Annotated in this window: 37 protein-coding genes; 32 read left to right on the top strand and 5 right to left on the bottom strand. The window is 38.6% G+C overall.

From position 1 onward, the window contains the following. Nucleotides 1-126, top strand: a 126-nt coding sequence (locus B0X80_RS11880; RefSeq protein WP_077340506.1) for an EF-Tu C-terminal domain-related protein, incomplete at its 5' end; no start/stop codon positions are given. 54 nt (nucleotides 127-180) lie between these two features. Here B0X80_RS11880 and B0X80_RS11875 read toward each other — a convergent pair. The 3 genes from B0X80_RS11875 to fusA all read right to left on the bottom strand — a co-directional run bounded on the left by B0X80_RS11875 (nucleotide 181) and on the right by fusA (nucleotide 4198). Next, nucleotides 181-1383: an RNA polymerase sigma factor gene (locus B0X80_RS11875; RefSeq protein ID WP_077340505.1), complete on the bottom strand. Its 1203-nt coding sequence runs from the start codon at nucleotides 1381-1383 to the stop codon at nucleotides 181-183. A 15-nt stretch (nucleotides 1384-1398) separates the two neighbouring features. Further along, complete coding sequence (locus tag B0X80_RS11870) at nucleotides 1399-1749, bottom strand: YciI family protein (RefSeq protein ID WP_077340504.1); 351 nt, start codon at nucleotides 1747-1749, stop codon at nucleotides 1399-1401. A 361-nt stretch (nucleotides 1750-2110) separates the two neighbouring features. Next, nucleotides 2111-4198: an elongation factor G gene (gene fusA / locus B0X80_RS11865; RefSeq protein ID WP_077340503.1), complete on the bottom strand. Its 2088-nt coding sequence runs from the start codon at nucleotides 4196-4198 to the stop codon at nucleotides 2111-2113. A 683-nt stretch (nucleotides 4199-4881) separates the two neighbouring features. Between fusA and rpsJ the strand changes: the two genes are divergently transcribed. The 29 genes from rpsJ (at nucleotide 4882) to B0X80_RS11720 (ending at nucleotide 20006) form a co-directional block, all read left to right on the top strand. After that, on the top strand, nucleotides 4882-5193 hold the full coding sequence (gene rpsJ, locus B0X80_RS11860) for a 30S ribosomal protein S10 (protein ID WP_019026497.1): 312 nt from the start codon (nucleotides 4882-4884) through the stop codon (nucleotides 5191-5193). A 15-nt stretch (nucleotides 5194-5208) separates the two neighbouring features. Next, nucleotides 5209-5847, top strand: a complete 639-nt coding sequence (gene rplC / locus B0X80_RS11855; RefSeq protein ID WP_077340502.1) for a 50S ribosomal protein L3 — start codon at nucleotides 5209-5211, stop codon at nucleotides 5845-5847. A 17-nt stretch (nucleotides 5848-5864) separates the two neighbouring features. After that, nucleotides 5865-6470 (top strand): 50S ribosomal protein L4, encoded by a 606-nt coding sequence (gene rplD, locus B0X80_RS11850; protein WP_077340501.1) that lies wholly within the window; start codon nucleotides 5865-5867, stop codon nucleotides 6468-6470. Further along, nucleotides 6467-6769, top strand: coding sequence for a 50S ribosomal protein L23 (gene rplW, locus B0X80_RS11845; protein ID WP_076420819.1), 303 nt, complete (start codon nucleotides 6467-6469; stop codon nucleotides 6767-6769). Before rplD ends, rplW begins: the two co-directional genes overlap by 4 nt. Before the next feature lie 12 nt (nucleotides 6770-6781). After that, on the top strand, nucleotides 6782-7606 hold the full coding sequence (gene rplB / locus B0X80_RS11840) for a 50S ribosomal protein L2 (protein ID WP_077340500.1): 825 nt from the start codon (nucleotides 6782-6784) through the stop codon (nucleotides 7604-7606). Between the two features lie 26 nt (nucleotides 7607-7632). Further along, nucleotides 7633-7908, top strand: a complete 276-nt coding sequence (gene rpsS, locus B0X80_RS11835) for a 30S ribosomal protein S19 (RefSeq protein ID WP_076420823.1) — start codon at nucleotides 7633-7635, stop codon at nucleotides 7906-7908. 11 nt (nucleotides 7909-7919) lie between these two features. Continuing rightward, entirely contained in the window at nucleotides 7920-8252 is a 333-nt protein-coding gene (gene rplV / locus B0X80_RS11830; RefSeq protein WP_077340499.1) for a 50S ribosomal protein L22, read from the top strand. An 11-nt stretch (nucleotides 8253-8263) separates the two neighbouring features. Further along, nucleotides 8264-8962: a 30S ribosomal protein S3 gene (rpsC, locus tag B0X80_RS11825; protein WP_076420827.1), complete on the top strand. Its 699-nt coding sequence runs from the start codon at nucleotides 8264-8266 to the stop codon at nucleotides 8960-8962. Between the two features lie 11 nt (nucleotides 8963-8973). Continuing rightward, the gene (rplP, locus tag B0X80_RS11820) at nucleotides 8974-9387 is read left to right on the top strand and encodes a 50S ribosomal protein L16 (protein ID WP_077340498.1); all 414 of its coding nucleotides are present in this window, start codon (nucleotides 8974-8976) and stop codon (nucleotides 9385-9387) included. Continuing rightward, nucleotides 9387-9578: a 50S ribosomal protein L29 gene (gene rpmC / locus B0X80_RS11815; protein ID WP_077340497.1), complete on the top strand. Its 192-nt coding sequence runs from the start codon at nucleotides 9387-9389 to the stop codon at nucleotides 9576-9578. The genes rplP and rpmC overlap by 1 nt, the downstream gene beginning before the upstream one ends. Then, complete coding sequence (rpsQ, locus tag B0X80_RS11810; protein ID WP_077340495.1) at nucleotides 9578-9829, top strand: 30S ribosomal protein S17; 252 nt, start codon at nucleotides 9578-9580, stop codon at nucleotides 9827-9829. The genes rpmC and rpsQ overlap by 1 nt, the downstream gene beginning before the upstream one ends. 646 nt (nucleotides 9830-10475) lie before the next feature. Then, complete coding sequence (rplN, locus tag B0X80_RS11805; protein WP_070375069.1) at nucleotides 10476-10844, top strand: 50S ribosomal protein L14; 369 nt, start codon at nucleotides 10476-10478, stop codon at nucleotides 10842-10844. 12 nt (nucleotides 10845-10856) lie between these two features. After that, complete coding sequence (gene rplX, locus B0X80_RS11800; RefSeq protein WP_076420837.1) at nucleotides 10857-11171, top strand: 50S ribosomal protein L24; 315 nt, start codon at nucleotides 10857-10859, stop codon at nucleotides 11169-11171. Nucleotides 11172-11183: 12 nt separating this feature from the next. Continuing rightward, entirely contained in the window at nucleotides 11184-11729 is a 546-nt protein-coding gene (gene rplE, locus B0X80_RS11795; protein ID WP_076420839.1) for a 50S ribosomal protein L5, read from the top strand. A 4-nt stretch (nucleotides 11730-11733) separates the two neighbouring features. Continuing rightward, on the top strand, nucleotides 11734-12039 hold the full coding sequence (gene rpsN / locus B0X80_RS11790) for a 30S ribosomal protein S14 (protein WP_077340493.1): 306 nt from the start codon (nucleotides 11734-11736) through the stop codon (nucleotides 12037-12039). A gap of 19 nt (nucleotides 12040-12058) precedes the next feature. Beyond that, the gene (gene rpsH, locus B0X80_RS11785) at nucleotides 12059-12448 is read left to right on the top strand and encodes a 30S ribosomal protein S8 (protein ID WP_089024871.1); all 390 of its coding nucleotides are present in this window, start codon (nucleotides 12059-12061) and stop codon (nucleotides 12446-12448) included. 11 nt (nucleotides 12449-12459) lie between these two features. Continuing rightward, nucleotides 12460-12993, top strand: coding sequence for a 50S ribosomal protein L6 (gene rplF, locus B0X80_RS11780; RefSeq protein ID WP_077340491.1), 534 nt, complete (start codon nucleotides 12460-12462; stop codon nucleotides 12991-12993). A 9-nt stretch (nucleotides 12994-13002) separates the two neighbouring features. Further along, nucleotides 13003-13356, top strand: a complete 354-nt coding sequence (gene rplR, locus B0X80_RS11775) for a 50S ribosomal protein L18 (protein WP_077340489.1) — start codon at nucleotides 13003-13005, stop codon at nucleotides 13354-13356. 9 nt (nucleotides 13357-13365) lie between these two features. After that, a complete protein-coding gene (rpsE, locus tag B0X80_RS11770) occupies nucleotides 13366-13869 on the top strand; it encodes a 30S ribosomal protein S5 (RefSeq protein WP_076420850.1) in 504 nt (167 codons plus the stop codon). Nucleotides 13870-13875: 6 nt separating this feature from the next. Beyond that, nucleotides 13876-14055, top strand: coding sequence for a 50S ribosomal protein L30 (gene rpmD, locus B0X80_RS11765; RefSeq protein ID WP_076420853.1), 180 nt, complete (start codon nucleotides 13876-13878; stop codon nucleotides 14053-14055). A 2-nt stretch (nucleotides 14056-14057) separates the two neighbouring features. Beyond that, nucleotides 14058-14492: a 50S ribosomal protein L15 gene (gene rplO, locus B0X80_RS11760; RefSeq protein WP_076420855.1), complete on the top strand. Its 435-nt coding sequence runs from the start codon at nucleotides 14058-14060 to the stop codon at nucleotides 14490-14492. 8 nt (nucleotides 14493-14500) lie between these two features. Continuing rightward, complete coding sequence (gene secY / locus B0X80_RS11755; RefSeq protein ID WP_076420857.1) at nucleotides 14501-15826, top strand: preprotein translocase subunit SecY; 1326 nt, start codon at nucleotides 14501-14503, stop codon at nucleotides 15824-15826. 33 nt (nucleotides 15827-15859) lie between these two features. After that, nucleotides 15860-15973 carry a 50S ribosomal protein L36 gene (gene rpmJ / locus B0X80_RS11750; RefSeq protein ID WP_009839384.1) on the top strand — a complete coding sequence of 38 codons (114 nt, stop codon included), beginning with the start codon at nucleotides 15860-15862 and terminating at the stop codon, nucleotides 15971-15973. Nucleotides 15974-16102: 129 nt separating this feature from the next. Further along, complete coding sequence (rpsM, locus tag B0X80_RS11745; protein WP_077340487.1) at nucleotides 16103-16459, top strand: 30S ribosomal protein S13; 357 nt, start codon at nucleotides 16103-16105, stop codon at nucleotides 16457-16459. 13 nt (nucleotides 16460-16472) lie between these two features. Then, entirely contained in the window at nucleotides 16473-16862 is a 390-nt protein-coding gene (gene rpsK, locus B0X80_RS11740; protein WP_076420861.1) for a 30S ribosomal protein S11, read from the top strand. A 21-nt stretch (nucleotides 16863-16883) separates the two neighbouring features. After that, complete coding sequence (gene rpsD, locus B0X80_RS11735; protein WP_076420863.1) at nucleotides 16884-17504, top strand: 30S ribosomal protein S4; 621 nt, start codon at nucleotides 16884-16886, stop codon at nucleotides 17502-17504. A gap of 24 nt (nucleotides 17505-17528) precedes the next feature. Further along, entirely contained in the window at nucleotides 17529-18518 is a 990-nt protein-coding gene (locus tag B0X80_RS11730) for a DNA-directed RNA polymerase subunit alpha (protein ID WP_077340485.1), read from the top strand. A gap of 42 nt (nucleotides 18519-18560) precedes the next feature. Continuing rightward, entirely contained in the window at nucleotides 18561-18962 is a 402-nt protein-coding gene (rplQ, locus tag B0X80_RS11725; RefSeq protein ID WP_076420867.1) for a 50S ribosomal protein L17, read from the top strand. A 144-nt stretch (nucleotides 18963-19106) separates the two neighbouring features. Further along, a complete protein-coding gene (locus tag B0X80_RS11720; RefSeq protein WP_076420869.1) occupies nucleotides 19107-20006 on the top strand; it encodes a phosphoribulokinase in 900 nt (299 codons plus the stop codon). A gap of 12 nt (nucleotides 20007-20018) precedes the next feature. Here B0X80_RS11720 and B0X80_RS11715 read toward each other — a convergent pair whose 3' ends face one another. Together B0X80_RS11715 and B0X80_RS11710 are read right to left on the bottom strand one after the other, a co-directional pair. Beyond that, complete coding sequence (locus B0X80_RS11715; RefSeq protein WP_077340483.1) at nucleotides 20019-20429, bottom strand: OsmC family protein; 411 nt, start codon at nucleotides 20427-20429, stop codon at nucleotides 20019-20021. An 8-nt stretch (nucleotides 20430-20437) separates the two neighbouring features. After that, a complete protein-coding gene (locus B0X80_RS11710) occupies nucleotides 20438-20794 on the bottom strand; it encodes a DUF3802 family protein (RefSeq protein ID WP_077340481.1) in 357 nt (118 codons plus the stop codon). Nucleotides 20795-21175: 381 nt separating this feature from the next. Here B0X80_RS11710 and B0X80_RS20590 point away from each other — a divergent pair, with 381 nt between their 5' ends. Continuing rightward, a complete protein-coding gene (locus B0X80_RS20590; protein ID WP_245825447.1) occupies nucleotides 21176-21472 on the top strand; it encodes a carboxypeptidase-like regulatory domain-containing protein in 297 nt (98 codons plus the stop codon). Further along, complete coding sequence (locus B0X80_RS11705; protein ID WP_342743301.1) at nucleotides 21442-24198, top strand: TonB-dependent receptor plug domain-containing protein; 2757 nt, start codon at nucleotides 21442-21444, stop codon at nucleotides 24196-24198. The genes B0X80_RS20590 and B0X80_RS11705 overlap by 31 nt, the downstream gene beginning before the upstream one ends. Nucleotides 24199-24262 lie beyond the last annotated feature (64 nt).

Raw genomic sequence — 24262 nt, 5'->3', positions numbered from 1 at the left:
GGCGACAACTTAAAGTTTGTTGTAGAGCTGATCAACCCAGTAGCGATGGACGAAGGTTTACGCTTCGCGATCCGTGAAGGTGGTCGTACAGTTGGTGCTGGTGTAGTTTCAAAAATTATCGACTAATTTTTGTCAGATACAGAACTTAAAAAAGGATGCTTCGGCATCCTTTTTTGTCTTTCAAAAAGTTCTTTTTTTTAAATATTTCAGTTTTATTTTGATATATGTTTTTTCAACTGTGTTATGTGACAGTGTAATGGCTGTTTCGTATGCTTGGATTGCCAGGTGTGTTTTATTGGTATGTAGATAGAGTTTCGCTTGCGCTAAATAAAATGGAGGGTAGCTTGCTAATGTATCTGCAATCAATTTTAGTGTAGCCTCTGCAGTATCATATTGGTTCAACATCATATCAACAACTGCTGTATTCAGCTGAATAATGGGAGAATATTGGTAAGTTAATAGTTTTTTATATAGCAAATAGATTTGCTGCCAATCCGTCTTATTATGGCTTTTTGCTTGGCTGTGTAAACCAGAAATAGCTGCTTCTATATGATAAGAGCTGACTTCACCCATACGTAAAGATTTTTGCAATAGAATATCAGCTTCTTGTATTGCTTGTTGATCATAGAGACTTCTGTCATGGTCTTCTAAAGGAATAAACGAGTGCACGCAACGCGCATTGCTCCTCGCATGGGTAAATAACATTAAAGAAAGAAGAGCAAGGCATGTTGATTGATCGCGGTAGTAATGGCACAGAAGTTTTACCATAAAAATAGCCTGCTTGCATATTTGTTTGCATAACAGCTTGTTGCCAGAGCTTGAATGATAACCTTCATTAAAAATAAGATAGAGGGCATGCATCACGACACTGAGTCGTTTTTTGAGCTTGTCTCGTGAAGGTAGGTCTAAACATATTTTATTAGCATTTATCTTGCGTTTAGAACGCGTTAAGCGCTGTTCTAATGTTTTTTCTGATGTAAGTAAAACTCTTGATATATCACGTAGATTAAAGCCCATAACAAGCTTTAGCGTCATTAGTAATTGATTTTCCATATTTATAGCTGGGTGGCAGCAGATAAAGATAAGCCTAAGCACTGCATCCCCAGAAGTTTCATTGTCAAAATTAATGATTTCTACTGTAATACATTCAAGTTCAACTGAAAGTTGAGGTTTTTCTTTTCGTAATAGGTCAATGGCTTTGTTAGAAGCAACTCTAATCAACCATGCTTGTGGTGATTTAGGTATTTCATTCCCCCAATGGTTAAGCGCAGCAATACTTGCTTCTTGTAGCGCATCTTCAGCTAAGCTGATGTCGCCTAACTTATTGACTAAACACGCCAAAGTAGCTCCATAATGTCGCTGTATCAGCTGCGCTATATCCATGAGTAAGCTTTATAGTTATTCAATAAGCATTACAGGTCTAACTTCTACGCAGCCATCTTTAGCTGACGGAATACGAGAGGCTATTTCAATGGCTTCATCTAAAGAAGCAGCTTCAATAAGATAGTAACCACCTAGTTGTTCTTTAGTTTCAGCAAAAGGCCCATCAGTTAGTAGAGTTTCACCATTTCTCACACGAATAGTTGTTGCGGTGTCAGTGGGGAGTAGTGCTTCGCCACCAATATGATTGCCTGATGCTTCAATTTCTTTAGTGAATTCATCATATTCAGCAAATAATGCTTGGTTAGCTTTTTCATCACGCTTTTCTGCTAATGTTTCAGCTTCAAATATTAAACATAGATATTTCATGATTGTTATCCTTGTAATGACTCAATTAATTAAATAGTTCGTTATTAAGACGTTGTAAAGTCAATTTTCCCGACAATTATTTTAATCTTTTAAATAATACTAATCGTAATTACCTATTGATTATTTATACTTGTTTGAATGGCTAATTACATCGTATTAAAGTGAATAATACCTCGCGTACAGGCAGTAGGTGCTTAGGTTCAGTCTGGAACGATGAATTTGTATATTTGACAATTCGTTCTTCGTATAAAATAGGTTAATTCATTAATGCGTTTAGTATAAACCGTATAACAGCATAAAATTCACGTATAAAAAAGCCCCGCATATGCGAGGCCCTTAATATTAACTTGTTAAGTTAAAATTACTTTTTAGCATTACGCTCTTTAACTTCAGATATTACAGTTTCAGCAACGTTGTTAGGACAAGGCATATAGTGTGAGAACTCCATAGAGAATTGACCACGGCCAGATGTCATTGTACGTAACGATCCGATGTAACCAAACATCTCTGAAAGAGGAACATCAGCTTTAATGCGAACACCAGTAGAAGAAGGTTCTTGATCTTTGATCATACCACGACGACGGTTAAGGTCACCGATCACATCACCAACATGATCTTCAGGTGTGAATACATCAACTTTCATAATTGGTTCAATTAATTGAGCACCAGCTTTAGGAATTGATTGACGGAAAGCACCTTTAGCAGCAATTTCAAAAGCAACAGCAGATGAATCTACAGCATGGAAACCACCATCGTATAATTCTACTTCAACATCTAATACAGGGAAACCAGCAAGAGTACCGGTATCCATCATAGATTTGAAACCTTTCTCAACAGCTGGGAAGAATTCTTTAGGAACATTACCACCAACAACTGACGATTTGAAAACGAAACCAGAACCTGGCTCACCAGGACGAATACGGTAATCAATTTTACCAAACTGACCAGAACCACCTGATTGTTTCTTATGTGTGTAAGAATCTTCAATGGCTTGAGTAATTGTTTCACGGTAAGCAACCTGAGGTTTACCAACAACTAAATCAACACCGTATGTACGCTTAAGAATATCTACTTTGATATCTAAGTGAAGCTCACCCATACCACGTAGGATTGTCTCGCCTGAATCAATATCAGTTTCAACTTGGAAAGTAGGATCTTCAGCAACCATCTTACCGATAGCAATACCCATCTTCTCAGATCCACCTTTATCTTTCGGTGTTACAGAAATTGAGATTACTGGAGCAGGGAATACCATAGCTTCTAATGTACAAGGATCTTTAGGATCACATAATGTGTGACCTGTTTGTACATTTTTCATACCTACGATAGCTAAAATATCACCAGCTTGTGCTTCAGATAATTCAGTACGGTCATCAGCTTGCATTTCTACCATACGGCCAACACGTTCAGTTTTACCTGTGAATGAGTTTAATATGGTATCGCCTTTCTTAAGTTTACCTGAATAGATACGGATAAAAGTAAGTGCACCAAAACGGTCATCCATAATTTTGAATGCTAACGCTTTAAATGTTGCTTCAGTATCAACAACAGCAAACTTACCAGTAGGTTCACCTAACTCATCTGTTAAAGGTTGAGGGTTAACATCCGTAGGACAAGGTAAGTAGTCAACAACAGCATCAAGAAGAAGTTGCATACCTTTGTTTTTGAATGCTGAACCACAGTATGTAGGGAAGAACATTAATTCGTTCGTACCTTTACGAATACATGCTTTAATTTGCTCTTCAGTAGGTGTAAGTTCACCTTCTAAGTAATCCATTAATAGATCTTCGTCTGCTTCTAAAGCAGTCTCAATCATTTGCTCACGGTATATAGCGGCATCATCAACCATGTGAGCAGGGATATCAGTGATTTCGTAGTTTTCAGGAAGACCAGTGTCATCCCAAACATAAGCCTTTTGGCTAAGTACATCTACAACACCAACGAAATCATCTTCTTCACCAATTGGTAAAGTCATGATAAGTGGGTGAGCACCTAATACTTTTTTTACTTGGTCTGTTACACGGTAAAAATTAGCACCTAAACGGTCTAATTTGTTAACGAATATTAAACGGGCTACTTTTGAGTCGTTCGCGTAACGCCAGTTAGTTTCTGATTGAGGTTCAACACCACCTGAACCACAGAATACACCAACACCACCATCAAGAACTTTTAATGAACGGTAAACTTCTACAGTAAAGTCAACGTGACCAGGAGTGTCAATTACGTTAAAACGGTGCTTTTTCCATTCACAAGTAACGGCTGCAGACTGGATAGTAATACCGCGCTCAGCTTCTTGCTCCATGAAGTCAGTCGTAGACTCACCATCATGTACTTCACCAGTTTTATGAATTTTACCGGTTAATTTAAGGATACGTTCAGTTGTTGTGGTTTTACCAGCATCAACATGAGCGAAGATACCAATATTTCTGTATTTAGATAAATCTGCCATTACTTTACTCTATTTTAAGTTCTACTAAAAAAGCGGAATTGTTGAAAATTTGCGCGCGAGTATACCATTACTAAAAATAAATCTACATAAAAAAAATAGTTAACTTTAATTATTTGAGCGCATTCTATATCTAAGGTAAAAAATAGTTTGATAATTAATCACTTTATGTAATGTGCTTTACTTATTATCTGAGACAAGTGTTGAATCATTAAATGATGAGAAAAACAAAATATATGGTTAAACACTTTTTAAGTGCTATTTAATCAAGTTATAAAAAGTCAGTTTACGTTATTGGCAGGTTAAATCGTAAAACGGTAAAGCATAAATATAACTTTAGGAAAATTTATACAATGGATGAGTTGACATTAAAGCTTTACAGCACACATCTAGTTATTACTCAATGACCTTACTCAGTGTCGAACAAAAAATGAATTCTTCTGCTTATATATAGGTACGATTAAACAGACACGTAATAAAAAGTTGCGTTAACTTAGTTGTTATGTATAATACGCCTCCACGTTGAGCATGCTTAACGTGATTATACTGAAATTTTATCGATTGAGTTTCAGATTACAGCAATCCCGATATGGGATTGAATGATATATATAGCGACACACCCCCCTTTAATATATTGAAAGGTGATGGGCTGTGTTTTGTTGTTCTTTAAAATGGGGATTTGATTCATGTCAAATCAAAGAATTCGCATTCGTTTGAAAGCGTTCGATCATCGTTTGATTGATCAATCAACTGCTGAAATCGTAGATACTGCTAAACGTACTGGCGCACAGGTTCGTGGACCAATTCCACTACCTACACGTAAAGAACGTTTTACTATCTTGACTTCACCACACGTTAACAAAGATGCTCGTGATCAATACGAAATTCGTACTCACAAGCGCTTAATTGATATCGTAGAACCAACTGAAAAGACTGTTGACGCATTAATGCGTTTAGATCTTGCAGCTGGTGTTGATGTTCAAATCAGCTTGGGTTAATAGGGGGTTTTTAACATGACTATAGGTCTAGTTGGACGTAAAGTAGGTATGACTCGCATCTTCACTGAAGATGGTGTTTCAACGCCTGTTACAGTCCTAGAAGTTGAAGCCAACCGTGTTGCTCAGGTTAAAACTGTTGACAACGATGGTTATTCAGCGCTTCAAGTTACTACGGGTAGCAAAAAAGCTAATCGTACTAACAAGCCAACAGCTGGTCATTTTGCTAAAGCTGGTATCGAAGCAGGTCGTGGCCTGTGGGAATTCCGTTTAGATGCAAATGAAGGTGAAGGTCTTGAATTAGGCAGTAATATTACTGTTGAATTATTCAACGACACTAAATTAGTAGACGTAACTGGAACTTCGAAAGGTAAAGGTTTCCAAGGCGGTATCAAACGTTGGAATTTTTCAATGCAAGATGCTACTCATGGTAACTCTATCTCTCACCGTTCAAACGGTTCTATCGGCCAGTGTCAAACACCAGGTCGTGTCTTCAAAGGCAAAAAAATGTCTGGTCACATGGGGGCTGTGAAAGTAACTACACAAAACCTTGAATTGGTTCGCGTTGACGCAGAACGTAACTTGCTCCTTATTAAAGGTGCAGTTCCGGGTGCAATCAACGGTAACGTAATCATTAAACCAGCTGTTAAAGCCTAACGTCCGGGAGATTTGTGATGGAATTAGCATTAAAAGACGCTTCAGGCGCTCTTCAAGTTTCTGAAACAACTTTTGGACGTGAGTTTAATGAAGCATTAGTACATCAAGTAGTTGTTGCTTACGCAGCAGGTTCTCGTGCAGGTACTCGTGCTCAAAAAACTCGTTCAGAAGTTAGCGGTGGCGGCAAGAAACCTTGGCGTCAAAAAGGTACTGGCCGTGCGCGTGCTGGTACAACTCGTGGTCCAATTTGGCGTTCAGGTGGTGTAACATTTGCTGCTAAACCTCAAGACCACAGCCAAAAAGTTAACCGTAAAATGTACCGTGGTGCTATCGCTAGTATCCTATCTGAGTTAGTTCGTCAAGAACGCTTGATTGTGGTAGAAAATTTTGCAGTAGAAACACCAAAAACTAAAGAGTTAGTAGCTAAACTTAACGCTTTGGAGTTAAAAGATGTATTAATCGTAACTCCAGAAGTTGATGAAAATTTATTTTTATCAGCACGCAACTTATATAAAGTTGATGTACGTGATGTAGACGGTATTGACCCAGTTTCTTTAGTTGGTTTCGAAAAAGTTTTGATGACTGCTACTGCAGTTAAGCAAATTGAGGAGATGTTATCATGATAAACGAAGAACGTTTGTTAAAGGTGCTTTTAGCGCCGAACATTTCTGAGAAAAGCACTATGGCTGCTGAAGCAAACAACACTGTTGTTTTCAAAGTTGCTACTACTGCTACTAAAGCTGAAATCAAAGCAGCCGTTGAGAAGCTTTTCGAAGTTTCTGTCGAAGGTGTTCGTACGCTAAATGTTAAAGGTAAGACTAAACGTACAGGTGCTCGTATCGGTCGTCGTAACGACTGGAAAAAAGCATATGTAACTCTTGCTGAAGGTAGCGAAATCGACTTCGTCGGCGCGGAATCATAGGAGCAGTTAAAAATGGCTATAGTAAAATGTAAACCTACTTCTCCGGGTCGTCGCCACTTAGTTAAAGTGGTTAACGCCGAGTTGCATAAAGGTAAGCCTTACGCACCATTACTTGATACTAAATCAAAGTCTGGTGGTCGTAACAATAACGGTCGTATTACAGTACGTCACATTGGTGGTGGTCATAAACAACACTACCGTATGATTGACTTTAAACGTACTAAAGATGGTATCCCTGCAAAAGTTGAACGTTTGGAATATGATCCAAATCGTACAGCTAATATTGCACTTGTATTATACGCAGATGGCGAACGTCGTTACATATTGGCTCCAAAAGGCCTAACTGCTGGTGATGTTATCCAGTCAGGTGTAGACGCTCCAATTAAGCCAGGTAATACATTACCATTACGCAATACTCCTTTAGGTAGTGTTGTACACGCAATTGAACTTAAACCAGGCAAAGGTGCTCAAATCGCACGTGCAGCTGGTGCATATGCTCAATTAGTAGCTAAAGACGGCGCGTATGTAACATTACGTTTACGTTCAGGCGAAATGCGTAAAATTGAGTCTGATTGTCGTGCTACATTAGGTGAAATTGGTAATTCTGAGCATATGCTTCGCTCTTTGGGTAAAGCTGGTGCTTCAAGATGGCGCGGTGTTCGTCCTACTGTTCGTGGTGTTGCCATGAACCCAGTAGACCATCCACACGGTGGTGGTGAAGGTAAAACTTCAGGCGGTCGTCATCCGGTATCACCTTGGGGTGTACCAACTAAGGGTTACAAGACTCGTTCAAACAAGCGTACCGATAAATTTATCGTACGTCGTCGTACTAAATAGTACTAACTAAGTAAAGAGGATTCACCATGCCACGTTCTCTCAAGAAAGGTCCATTTATAGACCTGCACTTGTTGACGAAGGTAGAGAAAGCTCTGGAAAGCGGGAATAAAAAGCCAATTAAAACTTGGTCCCGTCGTTCAATGATCATACCTAATATGATCGGATTGACCATAGCTGTCCATAATGGCCGTCAACACGTACCTGTATTTGTAACTGATGAAATGATCGGTCACAAATTAGGAGAATTTGCACCAACTCGTACTTACCGCGGCCATGTTGCGGATAAGAAAGCGAAAAGATAAGGGGAAATTAAATGGAAGCTATTGCTAAACATAAATTTGCCCGTGGTTCTGCTCAAAAAGCACGTTTAGTTGTGGATCAAATCCGCGGCTTACATGTTGAAAAAGCACTTGAAATATTAACTTACAGCAATAAACAAGCTGCAGTGTTAGTTAAAAAAGTACTTGATTCAGCAATTGCTAATGCTGAGCATAACGAAGGTGCAGATATTGATGAACTAATCGTTAAAACTATAATGGTTGACGATGGTCCAACAATGAAGCGTATTAGACCTCGTGCGAAAGGCCGTGCCGATCGTATAATTAAGCGTACAAGCCACATTACTGTGATTGTATCTGATAGCTAGGAGATATTAGTATGGGTCAAAAAGTACATCCAAACGGTATACGCCTAGGTATCACGAAACCTTTCGCGTCTACTTGGTTTGCAAGTAATAAAGATTTTGCTGCTAATTTGCACGGTGACCATTTGGTTCGTGCATACTTAACTGAAAAGTTAAAACGTGCTTCATTATCTAAGGTTGTAATTGAGCGTCCAGCTAAATCTATCCGCGTAACAATTCACACTGCTCGTCCGGGTGTTGTTATCGGTAAGAAAGGCGAAGACGTAGAAAAATTACGTTTACAAGTATCAAAAATTGCTGGTGTTCCAGCTCAAATCAACATTGCTGAAGTACGTAAGCCTGAAATGGATGCGCAGTTAGTTGCTGAGAGTATCACTAGTCAATTAGAGCGTCGTGTTATGTTCCGTCGCGCTATGAAGCGTGCAGTACAAAATGCAATGCGTTTAGGTGCTAAAGGTATTAAAGTTCAAGTTAGCGGTCGTTTAGGCGGAGCAGAAATTGCTCGTGCTGAATGGTATCGTGAAGGTCGTGTTCCATTACACACTTTACGTGCTGATATCGATTACGCAACAGCTGAAGCTAATACTACCTATGGTATTATCGGTGTTAAAGTTTGGATCTTTAAAGGCGAAATTATTGGCAATATGCCATTACAAGCAGAGCAACCAGCTGCTAAGCCTAAAAGAAAAAACAACCGCAAGAGCAGTAAGTAGAGGAATAAGTAATGTTACAACCAAAACGTACTAAATTCCGTAAGCAATTTAAACTGCGTAACCGTGGTCTTGCACACACTGGTAGCGCTGTTAGCTTCGGTACTTTCGGGTTGAAATCACTTGAGCGTGGTCGTATGACTGCACGTCAAATTGAAGCAGCTCGTCGAGCTATGACTCGTCACGTTAAGCGTCAAGGTAAAATTTGGATCCGTGTATTCCCTGATAAGCCAATTACTAAAAAACCATTAGAAGTTCGTATGGGTAAAGGTAAAGGTTCAGTGGAATATTGGGTATGTCAAATTCTTCCTGGTCGTGTTCTTTATGAAATGGAAGGTGTTCCTGAATCTGTAGCACGTGAAGCATTTGCATTAGCAGCTGCTAAACTGCCATTCAAAACAACCTTCGTAACTAGAACGGTGATGTAATGAAAGCTAGTGAACTTAAAAATAAAAGCATTGAAGAGCTAAACGCTGAATTATTAGGCTTACTTCGCGAGCAGTTTAACTACCGCATGCAAGCAAGCACTGGTCAATTAGCGCAAACTCACTTGCTTAGACAAGTACGCCGTAATATCGCGCGTGTTAAGACTATCATAACTGAAAAGGCAGGTAAGTAATGAGCGAAGTTAAAGTTCGTACACTACAAGGTCGTGTTATCAGTGACAAAATGGATAAGTCTATCACTGTCCTGATTGAGCGTCGTGTTAAGCACCCTATGTACGGTAAATTCATCACTCGTTCAACTAAGTTGAAAGCACATGATGAAACTAACCAATGTGCACCAGGTGACGTAGTAACTATTCGTGAATGTGCTCCAATTTCTAAGTCTAAAAACTGGACTTTGGTTGACATAATCACTAAAGCGTAATTTATTGTTAAAATAATTAACGTTAAATAGTTATACAAAAAACCCTATCATTTATTTGGTAGGGTTTTTTTATGCCTAGAAAATATAACAGACCCTAATAAGACAGCATAGTTTTTAGGTAATTGACAAATAATATAAATTTAATTCTTTATATTAAAGGAGGGGTAATGAGATACTTGTTAGTGTTTATACAAATATCCAAATCTAGGTTAATTGAAGTACTCAATATATGTACTGTGGTAGGAAAGCATATTAAGAATGCATTTCTTATTCACCTATATATTCGATAAAGTACATTTGGCTGTAATGTTTAATAATTTTAGCAGTAACCCTCCGTATTTATAAATTAAAGCGTTATTAATTACTTTGTTTGTAGAAAGGTTTTATAACTACGTTTTATTTTAAAATATGAATTATCTAACTTACCAGAACAATAAATATTCAGTGAATATACTTACTATAAGTCTTGATACAGCTAACTCTGCCACATTGTTCATTTTTTCTTAATTTAAGGTATCACTTTTTAACCGGTGGTGTTATAATCTCGCGCCCGCTCGTTGTGAGTGGGCTTTAGAAGGCAGTGACGGGTCAAATTTCTGGCCTTGAATTTAATCTTTTATAAGATAATTTAGCGGAGACATATTAAATGATCCAAATGCAATCACAATTGAACGTAGCTGATAACAGCGGCGCTCGACGTGTACAATGTATAAAGGTTCTTGGTGGTTCGCACCGTCGCTACGCACGCATTGGTGATATCATTAAAATTGCAGTGAAGGAATCAAATCCTCGCGGTAAGGTTAAAAAAGGTGATGTTCTTACTGCAGTAGTGGTGCGCACTAAGAAAGGTGTTCGTCGTTCAGATGGTTCTACCATCCGTTTTGATGAAAATGCGGCTGTAATGTTAAATGCTAACTTACAACCAATTGGTACTCGTATTTTCGGTCCTGTGACACGTGAACTTCGTAATGAAAAGTTCATGAAAATTGTTTCACTTGCACCAGAAGTACTTTAAGGAGTCACGATAATGGCATCTAAAATTCGTCGTGATGATGAAGTAATCGTACTTGCAGGAAAAGACAAGGGCAAAACTGGTAAAGTGACCAAAGTTCTTGTAGAAGAAAGCAAAGTATTTGTTGAAGGTATTAACTTGATCAAAAAGCACACTAAGCCTGTACCTCAGTTACAGCAGCCTGGTGGGATTGTTGAAAAAGAAGCACCTTTAAATGTTTCCAACGTTGCGATTTTAAACCCAGCTACTGGGAAAGCGGATCGTGTTGGTTTTAGAGATGAAAACGGAAAGAAAGTACGTTTTTTCAAATCTAATAACGAATTAATTTAATTGGAGTAAACGATGGCGAAACTGCATGATTTTTACAAAGATACAGTTGTAGCTGAATTGCAAAAGCAATTTGCTTACAAAAGTGTCATGCAAGTCCCTCGGATTGAAAAGATCACCCTTAACATGGGTGTTGGTGAAGCTATATCTGATAAAAAGGTATTAGAACACGCCACGAATGATCTTACTGCAATCTCAGGTCAAAAGCCGGTCACGACAGTAGCACGCAAATCAGTTGCGGGCTTCAAAATTCGTGAAGGCTATCCTATAGGTACAAAAGTAACTCTACGCGGTGAGCGTATGTGGGAGTTTTTAGAGCGTTTAATTTCTATCTCTATTCCACGTATTCGCGATTTTCGTGGCTTAAATCCTAAGTCATTCGATGGTCGTGGTAACTACAGCATGGGTGTACGTGAACAAATTATCTTCCCGGAAATCGAATACGATAAAATCGATAAAATTCGTGGATTAGATGTCACTATCACTACGAGTGCGAAGAATAACGAAGAAGGTCATGCATTATTGACTGCCTTCAACTTCCCATTTAAGAAAAAGGTGTAGAGTTATGGCTAAATCGTCAATGAAAGCTCGTGAAGCTAAAAGAACTAAGCTTACAACTCAGTATGCTGAAAAGCGTGCAGCGTTGAAAAAAATCATCTCAGGTGTTAATTCTTCTGAAGAAGAACGTTGGGATGCGGTATTGAAACTTCAAAGTTTACCTCGTGATTCAAGCAGTAGTCGTCAACGTAATCGTTGTAATATTACTGGTCGTCCACATGGATACTTACGTAAATTCGGTTTAAGCCGAATCAAGTTGCGTGAAGCAACTATGCGTGGTGAAGTTCCAGGTCTTAAGAAAGCTAGTTGGTAATTCACGGGAGTAAATGGTTATGATGACTGATCCTATCGCGGACATGTTTACACGCATCCGCAACGGTCAATCTGCAGCTAAAACTGCAGTAACAATGCCATCTTCTAAGGTTAAAGTAGCAATTGCTAACTTACTTAAAGAAGAAGGTTACATCTCAGAGTATTCAGTATCAGGTGAAGCAAAACCTGAACTTGCTGTTACTTTGAAATATTTTGAAGGTAAAGAAGTAATCGAAACAATCAAACGTGTTTCACGTCCTGGTCTTCGTGTATACAAAGGAGCTAACGAGCTACCTAAAGTATTAGCGGGAATGGGTATTGCGATTGTATCAACTTCTAAAGGTCTTATGACTGATCGCGCCGCTCGCTCTGCGGGTCTTGGTGGCGAAATCCTCGGTTTCGTAGAGTAAGGAGCAGAACTATGTCTCGTGTTGCAAAAGCACCTGTCCAAGTACCTGCTGGCGTTACTATTACGTTATCTGGTCAAGACATTAAAGTAAAAGGTCCTGTAGGTGAACTTTCACATACTATCCATAGTTTAGTAGCGGTATCTTATGAAGATAACACTATAACAACGGGTGTAGTAAGTGAAGAGAAAGCTGCTTGGGCTCAAGCCGGTACTGCACGTGCTTTAATCAATAATATGGTTGAAGGTGTAAGTAAAGGTTTTGAAAAGAAACTAGTTTTAAACGGTGTTGGTTACCGTGCAAAAGCTGCAGGTAAGAATTTAAACTTATCTCTTGGCTTTTCACATCCGGTTGATCACGCTATTCCTGAAGGAATAACTGTTGAAACTCCTAGCCAAACTGAAATCACACTGAAAGGTGCTGATAAGCATTTAGTTGGTCAAACTGCAGCGAACATTCGTGAATACCGCAAGCCAGAGCCTTATAAAGGTAAAGGTATACGTTATTTAGACGAAAATGTTCGTCGTAAAGAAGCTAAGAAGAAGTAGGGTAATACGATGGATAAGAAAACATCTCGTTTGCGCCGCGCTAAACGCGCCCGTGCAAAAATTAGCGAGCTGGGTGCGAATCGTTTAGTCGTTCACCGTACTCCTCGCCACATTTACGCGCAATTGATTGCACCAACAGGTTCTGAAGTTATTGTAGCAGCGTCTACTTTAGATAAAGAATTAAGTGCTCAGTTAGAAAAAACAGGTAACGTTGAAGCAGCTATTGCTGTAGGTAAAGCTATTGCAGAACGTGCAGTAGCAAAAGGTATAACTACTATTGCCTTTGACCGTTCAGGTTTTCGTTACCATGGTCGCGTAAAAGCGTTAGCAGATGCAGCTCGTGAAGCTGGTCTACAGTTCTAGGGGTTGATGATGGCTAATCAAGAAAACTCACAACAAAGTGATTTAGCTGAAAAGTTAATCGCAGTTAACCGTGTTTCAAAAGTGGTTAAAGGTGGTCGTATTTTCAGTTTCACTGCACTAACAGTAGTTGGTGATGGCAACGGTCGCGTTGGTTTTGGTTACGGTAAAGCACGTGAAGTGCCTGCTGCAATTCAAAAAGCAATGGAAAAGGCTCGCCGTAACTTAGTAACAGTTGATCTGAAGGGTACTACTCTTCAACACCCTATTAAGGGGCGTCATTCTGGTTCTAAGGTTTACATGCAACCAGCTTCAGAAGGTACAGGTATCATCGCCGGTGGCGCGATGCGTGCAGTACTTGAAGTTGCAGGCGTACAGAACGTATTGTCAAAAGCATACGGTTCTACTAACCCAATTAACGTAGTTCGCGCTACTGTATCTGCTCTTGCGAATATGCATTCGCCGGAAGCTGTTGCAGCTAAACGTGGCAAAAGCGTTTCAGACATTTTGGGGTAATTGAGCATGGCTAAAACAGTTAAAATAACTCAAGTAAAAAGTTCTATAGGTCGTTTACCTAAACATAGAGCTACTTTAAAAGGTCTTGGATTACGTCGTATTCGTCATACAGTAGAGTTAGAAGATACTCCATCTGTACGCGGTATGATTAACCAAGTGTCTTACATGATTAAGGTGGAGGATTAATAATGCATTTAAATACTTTATCTCCTGCACCAGGTGCAAAGAAAGCTAAAAAGCGCTGTGGTCGTGGTATAGGTTCAGGTATCGGTAAAACAGGTGGTCGTGGTCACAAAGGTCAGAAATCTCGTTCTGGCGGTAGTGTTCGTCCTGGTTTTGAAGGCGGTCAAATGCCATTGAAACAACGTTTACCTAAATTTGGTTTCACGTCACGTAAATCTTTAGTTCACGCTGAAGTACGTTTACATGAGCTAAATACAATCACAGGTGATGTGATTGATATCTTTACTTTAAAAGATGCAAACTTAATTACACGTAACATCAAAACAGCAAAAATTATGTTGTCTGGTGAAATCACAAAACCTGTAACGGTTCGTGGTTTAAGTGTTACTAAAGGCGCACGTGCAGCTATTGAAGCTGCTGGCGGAAAAATCGAGGAATAGTACAGGCTATGGCTAAACCAGGTATGGATAACAAAGCGCAAGGCGGATTGTCTGAGCTTAAACAAAGATTATGGTTTGTATTCGGAGCACTTATTGTTTTCCGTTTAGGATCATTTGTGCCGATTCCTGGTATTGACGCCGCTGTATTAGCTCAGTTGTTTGAACAACAACAGGGTACCATTGTAGAAATGTTTAACATGTTCTCCGGTGGTGCTCTTGAGCGTGCCTCTGTATTGGCTTTAGGTATTATGCCGTACATTTCAGCTTCAATCATTATGCAATTGCTTACGGTTATTCACCCAGCAATGGCAGAATTAAAGAAAGAAGGTGAAGCAGGACGTCGTAAAATCAGTCAATATACTCGCTACGGTACTTTAGTACTTGCAATTGTACAATCTATAGCAATAGCAAAAAGCTTACCCGGTATGATGCCAGGTTTAGTAATGAATGCAGGAATAGGTTTCTATTTCGCGGCAGTAGTAAGTTTGGTTACTGGTACCATGTTTTTAATGTGGTTAGGTGAGCAAATTACTGAGCGCGGCATCGGAAACGGTATTTCGGTTCTAATTTTTGCTGGTATTGTTGCAGGTATGCCATCAGCTGTTGGTCAAACGGCAGAAATGGCGCGTCAAGGTGAATTGCACTTATTAGTATTATTACTTATTGGTGTTATTGTATTTGCCACTACTTTTTTCGTCGTATTTGTAGAGCGTGGTCAACGACGTATCGTTGTTAACTATGCAAAGCGTCAGCAAGGCCGTAAAGTTTTTGCTGCACAAAGTACTCATTTACCGTTGAAAGTTAATATGGCAGGTGTAATTCCTCCAATATTTGCTTCAAGTATAATCTTGTTCCCAGGAACACTTGCAAGTTGGTTTGGTCAGGGTGAAGGAATGGTTGCAGACTTCTTACAAGAAGTTTCAATCGCTATGTCTCCAGGACAGCCATTATATGTAATGTTGTTAGCAGCAGCGATTATATTCTTTTGTTTCTTTTACACGGCTCTTGTTTTTAATCCGCGTGAAACAGCTGATAACTTGAAAAAATCAGGTGCGTTTATTCCAGGGATTCGTCCTGGTGAACAAACGTCAAAATATATAGATAAAGTAATGACACGTTTAACCCTAGCGGGCGCGTTGTACATCACATTTATCTGTTTAGTACCTCAGTTTATAATTATCGCTTGGGACGTCAATTTTTACTTTGGCGGAACATCTCTACTGATAGTAGTTGTTGTAATTATGGATTTTATGGCCCAAGTGCAAACACATATGATGTCTCATCAATATGATAATGTACTTAAGAAAGCTAATCTTAAAGGCTATGGCAAGTAAGATTAGCTTACGTTTATATAACGGAGTAGTAAGATGAAAGTTCGTGCATCCGTAAAAAAGATTTGTCGTAATTGTAAAGTTGTTAAGCGTGCTGGTGTTGTTCGCGTTATTTGTAGTGAACCTAAGCATAAACAACGTCAAGGCTAAATCTTTAGCAGTAGCATTATACAGATAACTCTGTATAATGCCGCTTCGATTGCAAGAAAGAGACGGGTTGAGTATCCTAACGGGCTTTTCAACCTGATGTAATTTTAATTAAGAATAGGAGATGTGTTAGTGGCCCGTATCGCTGGCATTAACATCCCTGATCGTAAGCATGCAGTAATCGCCATTACTGCGATCTACGGTATCGGAGCAACTCGCGCAAAGTCAATTTGTGCTGGTGCAGGTATTGCAGAAACAACTAAGATCAGTGAATTGGACGAAGCTCAAATTGATTTGCTTCGTGCTGAAGTGGATAAATTCACCGTTGAAGGTGATTTACGCCGTGAAGTTTCAATGAATATTAAACGTCTTATGGATTTAGGTTGCTACCGTGGTATTCGCCACCGTCGCAGTCTTCCTCTACGTGGTCAACGCACTAAAACTAATGCGCGCACACGTAAAGGTCCTCGTAAGCCAATTAAGAAGTAAGAGGAACTAGACAATGGCTAAAACACCTGTACGTACGCGTAAACGCGTAAAAAAACAAGTTGCTGATGGCATGGCTCATATCCATGCATCTTTCAACAACACAATCGTGACTCTTACAGATCGTCAAGGTAATGCTTTATCTTGGGCGACTGCTGGTGGTTCAGGTTTCCGTGGTTCACGTAAATCTACTCCATTTGCTGCACAAGTTGCTGCAGATCGTGCGGGTAAAGCTGCACAAGAGTTTGGTTTGAAGAATATTGAAGTGTTCGTTAAAGGTCCAGGTCCAGGTCGAGAATCTGCTATCCGTGCCTTAAATGCTGCTGGTTTTAAAATCACCAACATTACTGACGTTACACCTATTCCTCATAATGGTTGTCGTCCTCCTAAGAAACGTCGCGTTTAATAGGAAAGTTGGAGAAAGAACATGGCAAGATATTTAGGTCCTAAGTTAAAGCTCAGTCGTCGTGAAGGAACAGATTTATTCCTTAAAAGCGGTGTAAGAGCAATTGACACTAAATGTAAATTCGAAATGGTTCCAGGTCAGCACGGTGCACGTAAAGGTCGCCTTTCTGATTATGGTATTCAGCTTCGTGAAAAACAAAAAGTTCGTCGTATATACGGCGTTCTTGAAAAACAGTTCCGCAACTACTATAAAGAAGCGGCACGTCTAAAAGGTAATACAGGTGAAAACTTATTACAACTTTTAGAAAAACGTTTAGACAACGTTGTATACCGTATGGGTTATGCAAGTACTCGAGCTGAAGCTCGTCAACTTGTAAGCCATAAAGCTATTACAGTAAACGGTGTTGTTGTTAATATTCCATCTTTCACTGTAAAAGCCGAAGATGTAGTTTCTGTACGTGAAAAATCTAAATCTCAAGCACGCATTATCGCAGCTTTAGAATTAGCTGAACAACGTGAGAAGCCAGTTTGGGTTGAAGTAGATAACAAGAAATTAGAAGGTGTTTTCAAACGCATCCCTGATCGCTCAGATTTATCTGCCGAAATTAATGAACAGTTGATTGTTGAACTTTACTCTAAGTAAAGTTGCACTTTAAGAGAGGACATAATGCAGGGTTCTGTAACCGAATTCCTTAGACCACGATTGGTAGATATTGACACACTTAGCCCGACTAGAGCTAAGGTAACTTTAGAGCCATTAGAACGTGGTTTTGGTCACACTTTAGGTAATGCGTTACGCCGCATCCTTTTATCTTCTATGCCGGGTTGTGCCGTAACAGAAGTAGAAATCGACGGCGTACTTCATGAGTACAGCAGTAAAGAAGGTGTTCAAGAAGACGTCATTGAAATACTGCTTAACCTTAAAGGACTAGCAATAAGTTTAGAAGGCAAAAATGAAGCCGTTCTTACTTTAACTAAGTCCGGTGAAGGCCCTGTAACGGCTGCTGACATTCAACATGATGGTGATGTAGAAATTGCAAATCCAGATCATGTAATCTGTAATTTAACAGGTGATGGTTCAGTAAATATGCGAATTAAAGTTGAAATGGGTAGAGGATATGTACCTGCTTCAGCACGTCGCGATGCCGAGGAAGACGATCGTGCTATTGGCCGTTTATTAGTAGACGCGTCTTTTAGCCCAGTTGTAAGAATTGCTTATGATGTTGATTCTGCACGTGTTGAACAACGTACAGATTTGGACAAATTAGTTCTAGATATGGAAACTAATGGTACATTAGATCCGGAAGAAGCTATCCGTCGCGCTTCAACAATTTTAGCTGAGCAGCTAGATGCGTTTGTAGAATTACGCGATGTGACTGAAGTAGAGCAGAAAGAAGAGAAACCACTTTTCGATCCTATCTTACTTCGTCCTGTGGATGACTTAGAACTTACTGTTCGTTCTGCAAATTGTTTGAAAGCAGAAGCGATTCAATATATTGGTGATTTAGTACAACGTGCTGAAGTTGAGCTTCTTAAAACACCTAACTTAGGTAAGAAGTCATTAACTGAAATTAAAGACGTATTAGCATCTCGTGGTTTGTCTCTAGGTATGCGCCTAGAAAACTGGCCGCCTGAAAGCATTGCTGATAACGACTAATTCGATCATTGTTTTTTAAATAGTTGAGATAAGGATTAACTTATGCGTCATCGTAAAAGCGGTCGCCAGTTAAACCGTAATAGCAGTCATCGCCAGGCGATGTTCCGCAATATGGCAAGTTCTTTAGTAAAACACGGCGTTATTAAAACGACTGTTGCTAAAGCTAAAGAATTACGTCGCGTTGTTGAGCCACTAATTACATTGGCCAAAACCGACAGTGTAGCAAACCGCCGTTTGGCATTTGCTCGCACACGTGATAAAGAAGTTGTAGGTATTTTATTCAGCGAACTTGGTGCTCGTTATCAAGAACGTCCAGGTGGATATACACGTATTTTAAAGTGTGGTTTCCGTACTGGTGATAAAGCGCCAATGGCTTATGTAGAGCTTGTAGATCGTCCAGTAGTTGAAGATGCTGAGATCGTTGAAGAAGCTGTAGAAGCATAACTCTATTTTGAGATGTTTTTACGTTAAAAACGGAGCTTAGGCTCCGTTTTTTATTATTAAAAATTTAATAATTTTACCCCTATAGCTTGACCCCACAAAGTTTTATTCGTATAACAAATACCGACCTTTTTTTGGATACCATTTATGTCGTCAAGAAACCCTATAATAGCTGTTACTGGATCATCTGGTGCAGGTACATCTACAACAACTGATTCCTTTGAGCATATCTTTCGTTCATTGGGTATTTCATCAGCTAAAGTTGAAGGTGATAGTTTTCATCGTTATTCAAGACAAGAAATGGATTTAGAAAAAAGAAAAGCGAGGGAAGATAAACGTAATATTAGTTATTTCGGTGATACCGCAAACGACTTTGACGCATTAGAAAACTTGTTTAAAGACTATTCTGAAACAGGCCAAGGAAAAATGAGAAGGTATTTGCATACTTTTGATGAAGCTGTACCTTACAACCAAATGCCGGGCACTTTTACTCCTTGGGAAGAGTTGGGTGAAGGAACAGATTTACTATTCTATGAAGGGCTTCATGGCGGTGTAGTGACAGAAAAAAATGATGTAGCTCAGCATGTAGATTTACTTATTGGTATGGTACCTATTGTTAATCTAGAGTGGATCCAAAAAATTGTCAGAGATACAAATCAAAGAGGTCATACTCGAGAGGCTGTTACAGCAAGTATTGTTAAAAGTATGGAGGATTATATATCCTTTATTACACCACAGTTCTCCCGTACTCATATTAACTTTCAACGTGTGCCTACCGTAGATACCTCAAACCCTTTTAGTGCTAAAGCTATTCCTACACTTGATGAAAGCTTTGTTGTTATTCGATTTCGGGAGGGGACTAAAGTCGATTTTCCATATTATCTTAATATGATTGATGGGGCATTTATGTCTCGTGTCAACACACTTGTTGTGCCTGGCGGAAAAATGGGGTTAGCTATGGAGCTACTATTAACACCTCTTATTCAAGAAATTATGCGTAAAAAAGAAAAAGCAAATAAGCAACTGGATTGGATGAGTGATTTATAATTAAGCCCATTTTTAGCTTATATCTGATTTAATTTCAAAACTGTGAGTAATGTTAACCGTTTTGTTTAGCATTAATGCCACAGAACAATACTTATCGGCAGATAAGCTCACAGCACGATCTACATGTTTGTGATTAATTTTGTTTCCCGTAATGATAAACGTTAGATGTATATCTGAAAATAATTTAGGAATAGAGTTGACTCGAGTGCCTTCTATCACTACCTCGCAACCAGTAATATCTTGTTTTGCCTTTTTTAAAATACTGACAACGTCGACAGATGAACAGCCTCCGAGTGATATTAAAACATTTTCTAGCGGGGTTGGCGCTAATTTACCATTATTAGCATCCATTAAAATAGAATGCCCTGATTCAGTGTAACCGACAAATAATTCATCGTTTGCCCACTTAACTACTGTATTCATTCAATTCCTTATTGTGAGTTGTAAGAGTTGATTTCGCTATCAAATAAATTCTTGATTAAAAGCGCAAATTCTTTAATAAAAGATAACTGTTCTGTAGATATAGGATTATTTACTACTGTAGATAATATTTCTTCTAGATCATATAAAATAGAATCAACTTCTCTTACAATAGTGTTGCGTTGATTAAATGTTAAGTTGCTGTTTTGCAGGCATACATTTATTATTTGTTCACCTAATTCTTCTTCAATTGTTTCAATAATTGAAGGAGATATGCTGTTAGGAGAATGCGGCATATTTTCAAATAAACTTAAGTGTTCAGTTAAGTATTCAATTAAATGCATGTAACCATTTTTATCTGTGACCATATAATTAAAAATTTAAGCTATAGTTAAGTACGTATTATAAATACAAGTATTACCTGAACTTTATTAGTACAGCGGTTCAGTGTAAGGAGTTATGTCCTAGCTGCTATGCTCAAACTAAAAGATATAGGGAGATTAGTCAATGCAAACTTAGTTAAGCTTATTTTAAGGGTAATTAAGTTAAATAATAAAAAGCTAATAAAAACAATGTGTTGAAATAATTATGAAATTTAATCGTATATAACAGTACTTTCGTCTCAAAAAAATTGAATTACCCTTGCCTACACGGAAAGATGTCGGAGTTGTTACGATTTGTAACGTGGTTATGGATCGCAAAAATCTAATTATAATAATTTTATTTCTAGTCCAAAGAGAACTATAAACATGAAAAATAATTTATCTAAAACGTTTAAAAGGTCATTAGCTGCCGCGGCAGTATGCTCTGTTCTAACTACTAATATCGCTTTTGCCGATGATTTACTTGGAAATGTTACTATTAGCAATGGTAATAATACCGGTTACCAAGTTAGAGCGGTTAATGATGATACGGGACAAACACGAACAGTTGATTTAAAAGAAGATGGTAGCTATCGGCTTGCTAAATTACCATCTGGTACTTATACCGTAACCGTACTTAAAGGCAATACAATATATGCGAATCAAAAGCTAGATCTATATTAGGTACAAATAGCGTTACTAACTTTGAAGTAACTAGCGCAGATGATACAGAAGTAATACAAGTTGTAGGGTCTTCTATTGCAACTATTGATATTACAGCTTCAGATTCAGGTCTTGTATTAGGTGAAGTTGAAATCGATCGCCTTCCTGTTGCTCGTAATATAACAGCTGTAGCCTTATTAGCTCCAGGTGTTATTCAAGGGGATGGGAATTTTGGTAATGTTGCATCGTTTGGTGGGTCATCTCCTTCTGAAAATGTATGTTATATAAATGGCATGGAAGTGACTGACACTCGTCAAGGATTAGGTTGTGGGGAATTACCTTTCGAATTTTATAAAGAATTTCAAGTGAAAACTGGTGGATATTCTGCTCGATACGGTCGTGCTACTGGGGGTATGGTGAATGCTACAGCTAAAAGTGGTACGAATGAATGGGAATTTTCGGCTACCGCTTCAATAGTACCAAACTCATTAAGAAGTGAAGGTCGTATTTCTCGTGGTAATGGTGGTACGGGCAAGGTATATCGTAATACTGAAAATGATACTAGAGATGAAACAGACTTAACTTTTTCTGTAGGCGGTCCAATCATTGAAGATACATTGTTCATGTATGCAATTGTAAACGCTAGAGATTATCAGCGTGAGTTTTCATGGAATCCCTCGACTCGTAAGCAATACTTAGCAGATGATGAATGGAGAACACGTGATTCATCAGGAAGTGATAATTTATTCTGGGGCGCAACAATAGATTGGGACATTAGCGATAATCATCGTTTATCTTATTTTGGATATTCAAATCGAAGCGATACAACTGAAGAAATTTTTGATTATGATCCAAATACTAATGAAATTGGCGATCGTAAAGGGGGGCAACTGCGTATGCGTGGCGGTGAAACCCATAGTTTAAACTATACAGGTTATATTACAGATGATTTAATTGTTACGGCTATGGCAGGTCGAATTGAAACACAATATGAAACTCGTCCAGAAGATATTCTTTGTGCAGATATTGTTGATAGTCGTACAAACCCAACAAATCCTGCTGTAGGTTGTGGTACAGGTACTCAATTCGGTGATAACTTAGATGAAAATGAACAGTGGGCTATTGATGTAGAATACATATTTGGTGATCATACCATCAATTTTGGTTATGAGAATCAAACTCGCTTTACAAGGAATATTTCTCTTCCTGCTGGCGGACATTCGTATACATATTCTTCATTAGCTAATGGTTCTGAAATTCAAGGTTCATCTGGTGTTTTGTATAGAAATGAAACTGGTGCTACACATGATTTAGTTTTTGATCGTATATTTGCTGGTGGTGGTGAATTTGAGAGTGATATCAAAGCATTTTATATTGAAGATAAGTGGGCTGTTACTGATGATTTAACTGTAACTATTGGCCTTCGTCGTGATGAGTTCTCAAACGTAGGTACTACAGGTAAAACATTAACAGATTTTACAACTGATGTAGCTCCTCGTTTAGGTTTTAGCTGGGATCCTACTGGTGCAGGTGAAAGTAAGTTTTATGGTACATTTGGTCAATACTACCTACCTGTAGCTAATAATACTGTATTCCGTGCTGCATCAGGTGTTTCGGATGTAACAACGTATTATTCTTTTGATAGTATTAATCCAGCTGATGGCACACCTGTTGGTCTGCAGCCTATAACTGGTGATGCATCATCTTCTAGCATTATTAATGGTGTTGGTGCTGTACCAGGAAAAGATGTTTTCCAAGCTCAAGAAGCTGATCCATTCTCTAAGGTTGAATACATTTTAGGTTATGAGACGATGCTAAGTGATGAATACACATTACTAGTGAAAGGTACATACCGTTATGTTGATAGTGCTTTAGATGATTACTGTGGTTCATTTGCATTCCCGTATTGCGTATTATTAAATCCAGGTGAAGACTCATCATGGTATAAAGATGGTGTTTACTGGAATGGTACCGCATATGACTTAGCTGATGGTATTGAAGACCCGTTTGATGATCCTCGTTTTGACGGTACTGCAGATCCAGGTTCGTTAACACTTCATCCTAATGCCACAACTATTCAGCTACCTAAAGCAAAAAATAAATATTATGCTTTAGAGACAACTATTCGTTATCAATTGGATGATTTAGCTTGGTCATTTAGTTACACATGGTCTCATAGCTACGGTAACTTTGAAGGTGCTGTTAAATCTGATACAGGTCAAGATGATGCTGGTATTACAACTGATTTCGATTTTCCTGCATTGTTAGATGGTGCAGATGGTAATCTAGCTAATGATCGCCGTCATGTTTTAAAATTCTTTGGTAGTTATAATGTAAGCGAAGACCTAGTTGTTGGTTGGAATTCTAGTTTATTAAGTGGCCGCCCAAGGAATACATTTGGTGCAGGACATCCAAACAATGATCCTAATATTTTCGGTAGCTATGGTGATACATATTATATCCAACAGGCTGATGGTACATTTATTAAAACACCTCGAGGTTCAAATGGAACAACAGATTGGACATTAAATGTAGATTTATCTGCTACATATAGCTTTGAATTTAATGGTGTTGATATGTCTGCGTCATTAGATATATTCAACGTATTAGACACTCAAAATACAGTTCGAATTAATGACCATTATGAAGCGCGTAGATCGCCAGGTACTGTTAATCAATATTATGGTGCGGCTGAGCAATGGCAAACACCTCGTTCAGTACGTTTAGGTTTTACAGCTAATTTTTAATAATTAATCTATTAGTTATCTAAAGCCCCGTTATGGGGCTTTTTTATGCCATCAGAACGATTGA

This window comes from Pseudocolwellia agarivorans, assembly GCF_002000085.1.
GTDB lineage: Bacteria > Pseudomonadota > Gammaproteobacteria > Enterobacterales > Alteromonadaceae > Pseudocolwellia > Pseudocolwellia agarivorans.
This window is presented reverse-complemented; position numbering and strand designations above follow the sequence as displayed.

Bases quoted from the DNA above. Each gene is read 5' to 3' on its own strand.
- B0X80_RS11875 (WP_077340505.1), bottom strand. From the start codon at position 1,383: ATGGATATAGCGCAGCTGATACAGCGACATTATGGAGCTACTTTGGCG.
- B0X80_RS11870 (WP_077340504.1), bottom strand. From the start codon at position 1,749: ATGAAATATCTATGTTTAATATTTGAAGCTGAAACATTAGCAGAAAAG.
- fusA (WP_077340503.1), bottom strand. From the start codon at position 4,198: ATGGCAGATTTATCTAAATACAGAAATATTGGTATCTTCGCTCATGTT.
- rpsJ (WP_019026497.1), top strand. From the start codon at position 4,882: ATGTCAAATCAAAGAATTCGCATTCGTTTGAAAGCGTTCGATCATCGT.
- rplC (WP_077340502.1), top strand. From the start codon at position 5,209: ATGACTATAGGTCTAGTTGGACGTAAAGTAGGTATGACTCGCATCTTC.
- rplD (WP_077340501.1), top strand. From the start codon at position 5,865: ATGGAATTAGCATTAAAAGACGCTTCAGGCGCTCTTCAAGTTTCTGAA.
- rplW (WP_076420819.1), top strand. From the start codon at position 6,467: ATGATAAACGAAGAACGTTTGTTAAAGGTGCTTTTAGCGCCGAACATT.
- rplB (WP_077340500.1), top strand. From the start codon at position 6,782: ATGGCTATAGTAAAATGTAAACCTACTTCTCCGGGTCGTCGCCACTTA.
- rpsS (WP_076420823.1), top strand. From the start codon at position 7,633: ATGCCACGTTCTCTCAAGAAAGGTCCATTTATAGACCTGCACTTGTTG.
- rplV (WP_077340499.1), top strand. From the start codon at position 7,920: ATGGAAGCTATTGCTAAACATAAATTTGCCCGTGGTTCTGCTCAAAAA.
- rpsC (WP_076420827.1), top strand. From the start codon at position 8,264: ATGGGTCAAAAAGTACATCCAAACGGTATACGCCTAGGTATCACGAAA.
- rplP (WP_077340498.1), top strand. From the start codon at position 8,974: ATGTTACAACCAAAACGTACTAAATTCCGTAAGCAATTTAAACTGCGT.
- rpmC (WP_077340497.1), top strand. From the start codon at position 9,387: ATGAAAGCTAGTGAACTTAAAAATAAAAGCATTGAAGAGCTAAACGCT.
- rpsQ (WP_077340495.1), top strand. From the start codon at position 9,578: ATGAGCGAAGTTAAAGTTCGTACACTACAAGGTCGTGTTATCAGTGAC.
- rplN (WP_070375069.1), top strand. From the start codon at position 10,476: ATGATCCAAATGCAATCACAATTGAACGTAGCTGATAACAGCGGCGCT.
- rplX (WP_076420837.1), top strand. From the start codon at position 10,857: ATGGCATCTAAAATTCGTCGTGATGATGAAGTAATCGTACTTGCAGGA.
- rplE (WP_076420839.1), top strand. From the start codon at position 11,184: ATGGCGAAACTGCATGATTTTTACAAAGATACAGTTGTAGCTGAATTG.
- rpsN (WP_077340493.1), top strand. From the start codon at position 11,734: ATGGCTAAATCGTCAATGAAAGCTCGTGAAGCTAAAAGAACTAAGCTT.
- rpsH (WP_089024871.1), top strand. From the start codon at position 12,059: ATGATGACTGATCCTATCGCGGACATGTTTACACGCATCCGCAACGGT.
- rplF (WP_077340491.1), top strand. From the start codon at position 12,460: ATGTCTCGTGTTGCAAAAGCACCTGTCCAAGTACCTGCTGGCGTTACT.
- rplR (WP_077340489.1), top strand. From the start codon at position 13,003: ATGGATAAGAAAACATCTCGTTTGCGCCGCGCTAAACGCGCCCGTGCA.
- rpsE (WP_076420850.1), top strand. From the start codon at position 13,366: ATGGCTAATCAAGAAAACTCACAACAAAGTGATTTAGCTGAAAAGTTA.
- rpmD (WP_076420853.1), top strand. From the start codon at position 13,876: ATGGCTAAAACAGTTAAAATAACTCAAGTAAAAAGTTCTATAGGTCGT.
- rplO (WP_076420855.1), top strand. From the start codon at position 14,058: ATGCATTTAAATACTTTATCTCCTGCACCAGGTGCAAAGAAAGCTAAA.
- secY (WP_076420857.1), top strand. From the start codon at position 14,501: ATGGCTAAACCAGGTATGGATAACAAAGCGCAAGGCGGATTGTCTGAG.
- rpmJ (WP_009839384.1), top strand. From the start codon at position 15,860: ATGAAAGTTCGTGCATCCGTAAAAAAGATTTGTCGTAATTGTAAAGTT.
- rpsK (WP_076420861.1), top strand. From the start codon at position 16,473: ATGGCTAAAACACCTGTACGTACGCGTAAACGCGTAAAAAAACAAGTT.
- rpsD (WP_076420863.1), top strand. From the start codon at position 16,884: ATGGCAAGATATTTAGGTCCTAAGTTAAAGCTCAGTCGTCGTGAAGGA.
- B0X80_RS11730 (WP_077340485.1), top strand. From the start codon at position 17,529: ATGCAGGGTTCTGTAACCGAATTCCTTAGACCACGATTGGTAGATATT.
- rplQ (WP_076420867.1), top strand. From the start codon at position 18,561: ATGCGTCATCGTAAAAGCGGTCGCCAGTTAAACCGTAATAGCAGTCAT.
- B0X80_RS11720 (WP_076420869.1), top strand. From the start codon at position 19,107: ATGTCGTCAAGAAACCCTATAATAGCTGTTACTGGATCATCTGGTGCA.
- B0X80_RS11715 (WP_077340483.1), bottom strand. From the start codon at position 20,429: ATGAATACAGTAGTTAAGTGGGCAAACGATGAATTATTTGTCGGTTAC.
- B0X80_RS11710 (WP_077340481.1), bottom strand. From the start codon at position 20,794: ATGGTCACAGATAAAAATGGTTACATGCATTTAATTGAATACTTAACT.
- B0X80_RS20590 (WP_245825447.1), top strand. From the start codon at position 21,176: ATGAAAAATAATTTATCTAAAACGTTTAAAAGGTCATTAGCTGCCGCG.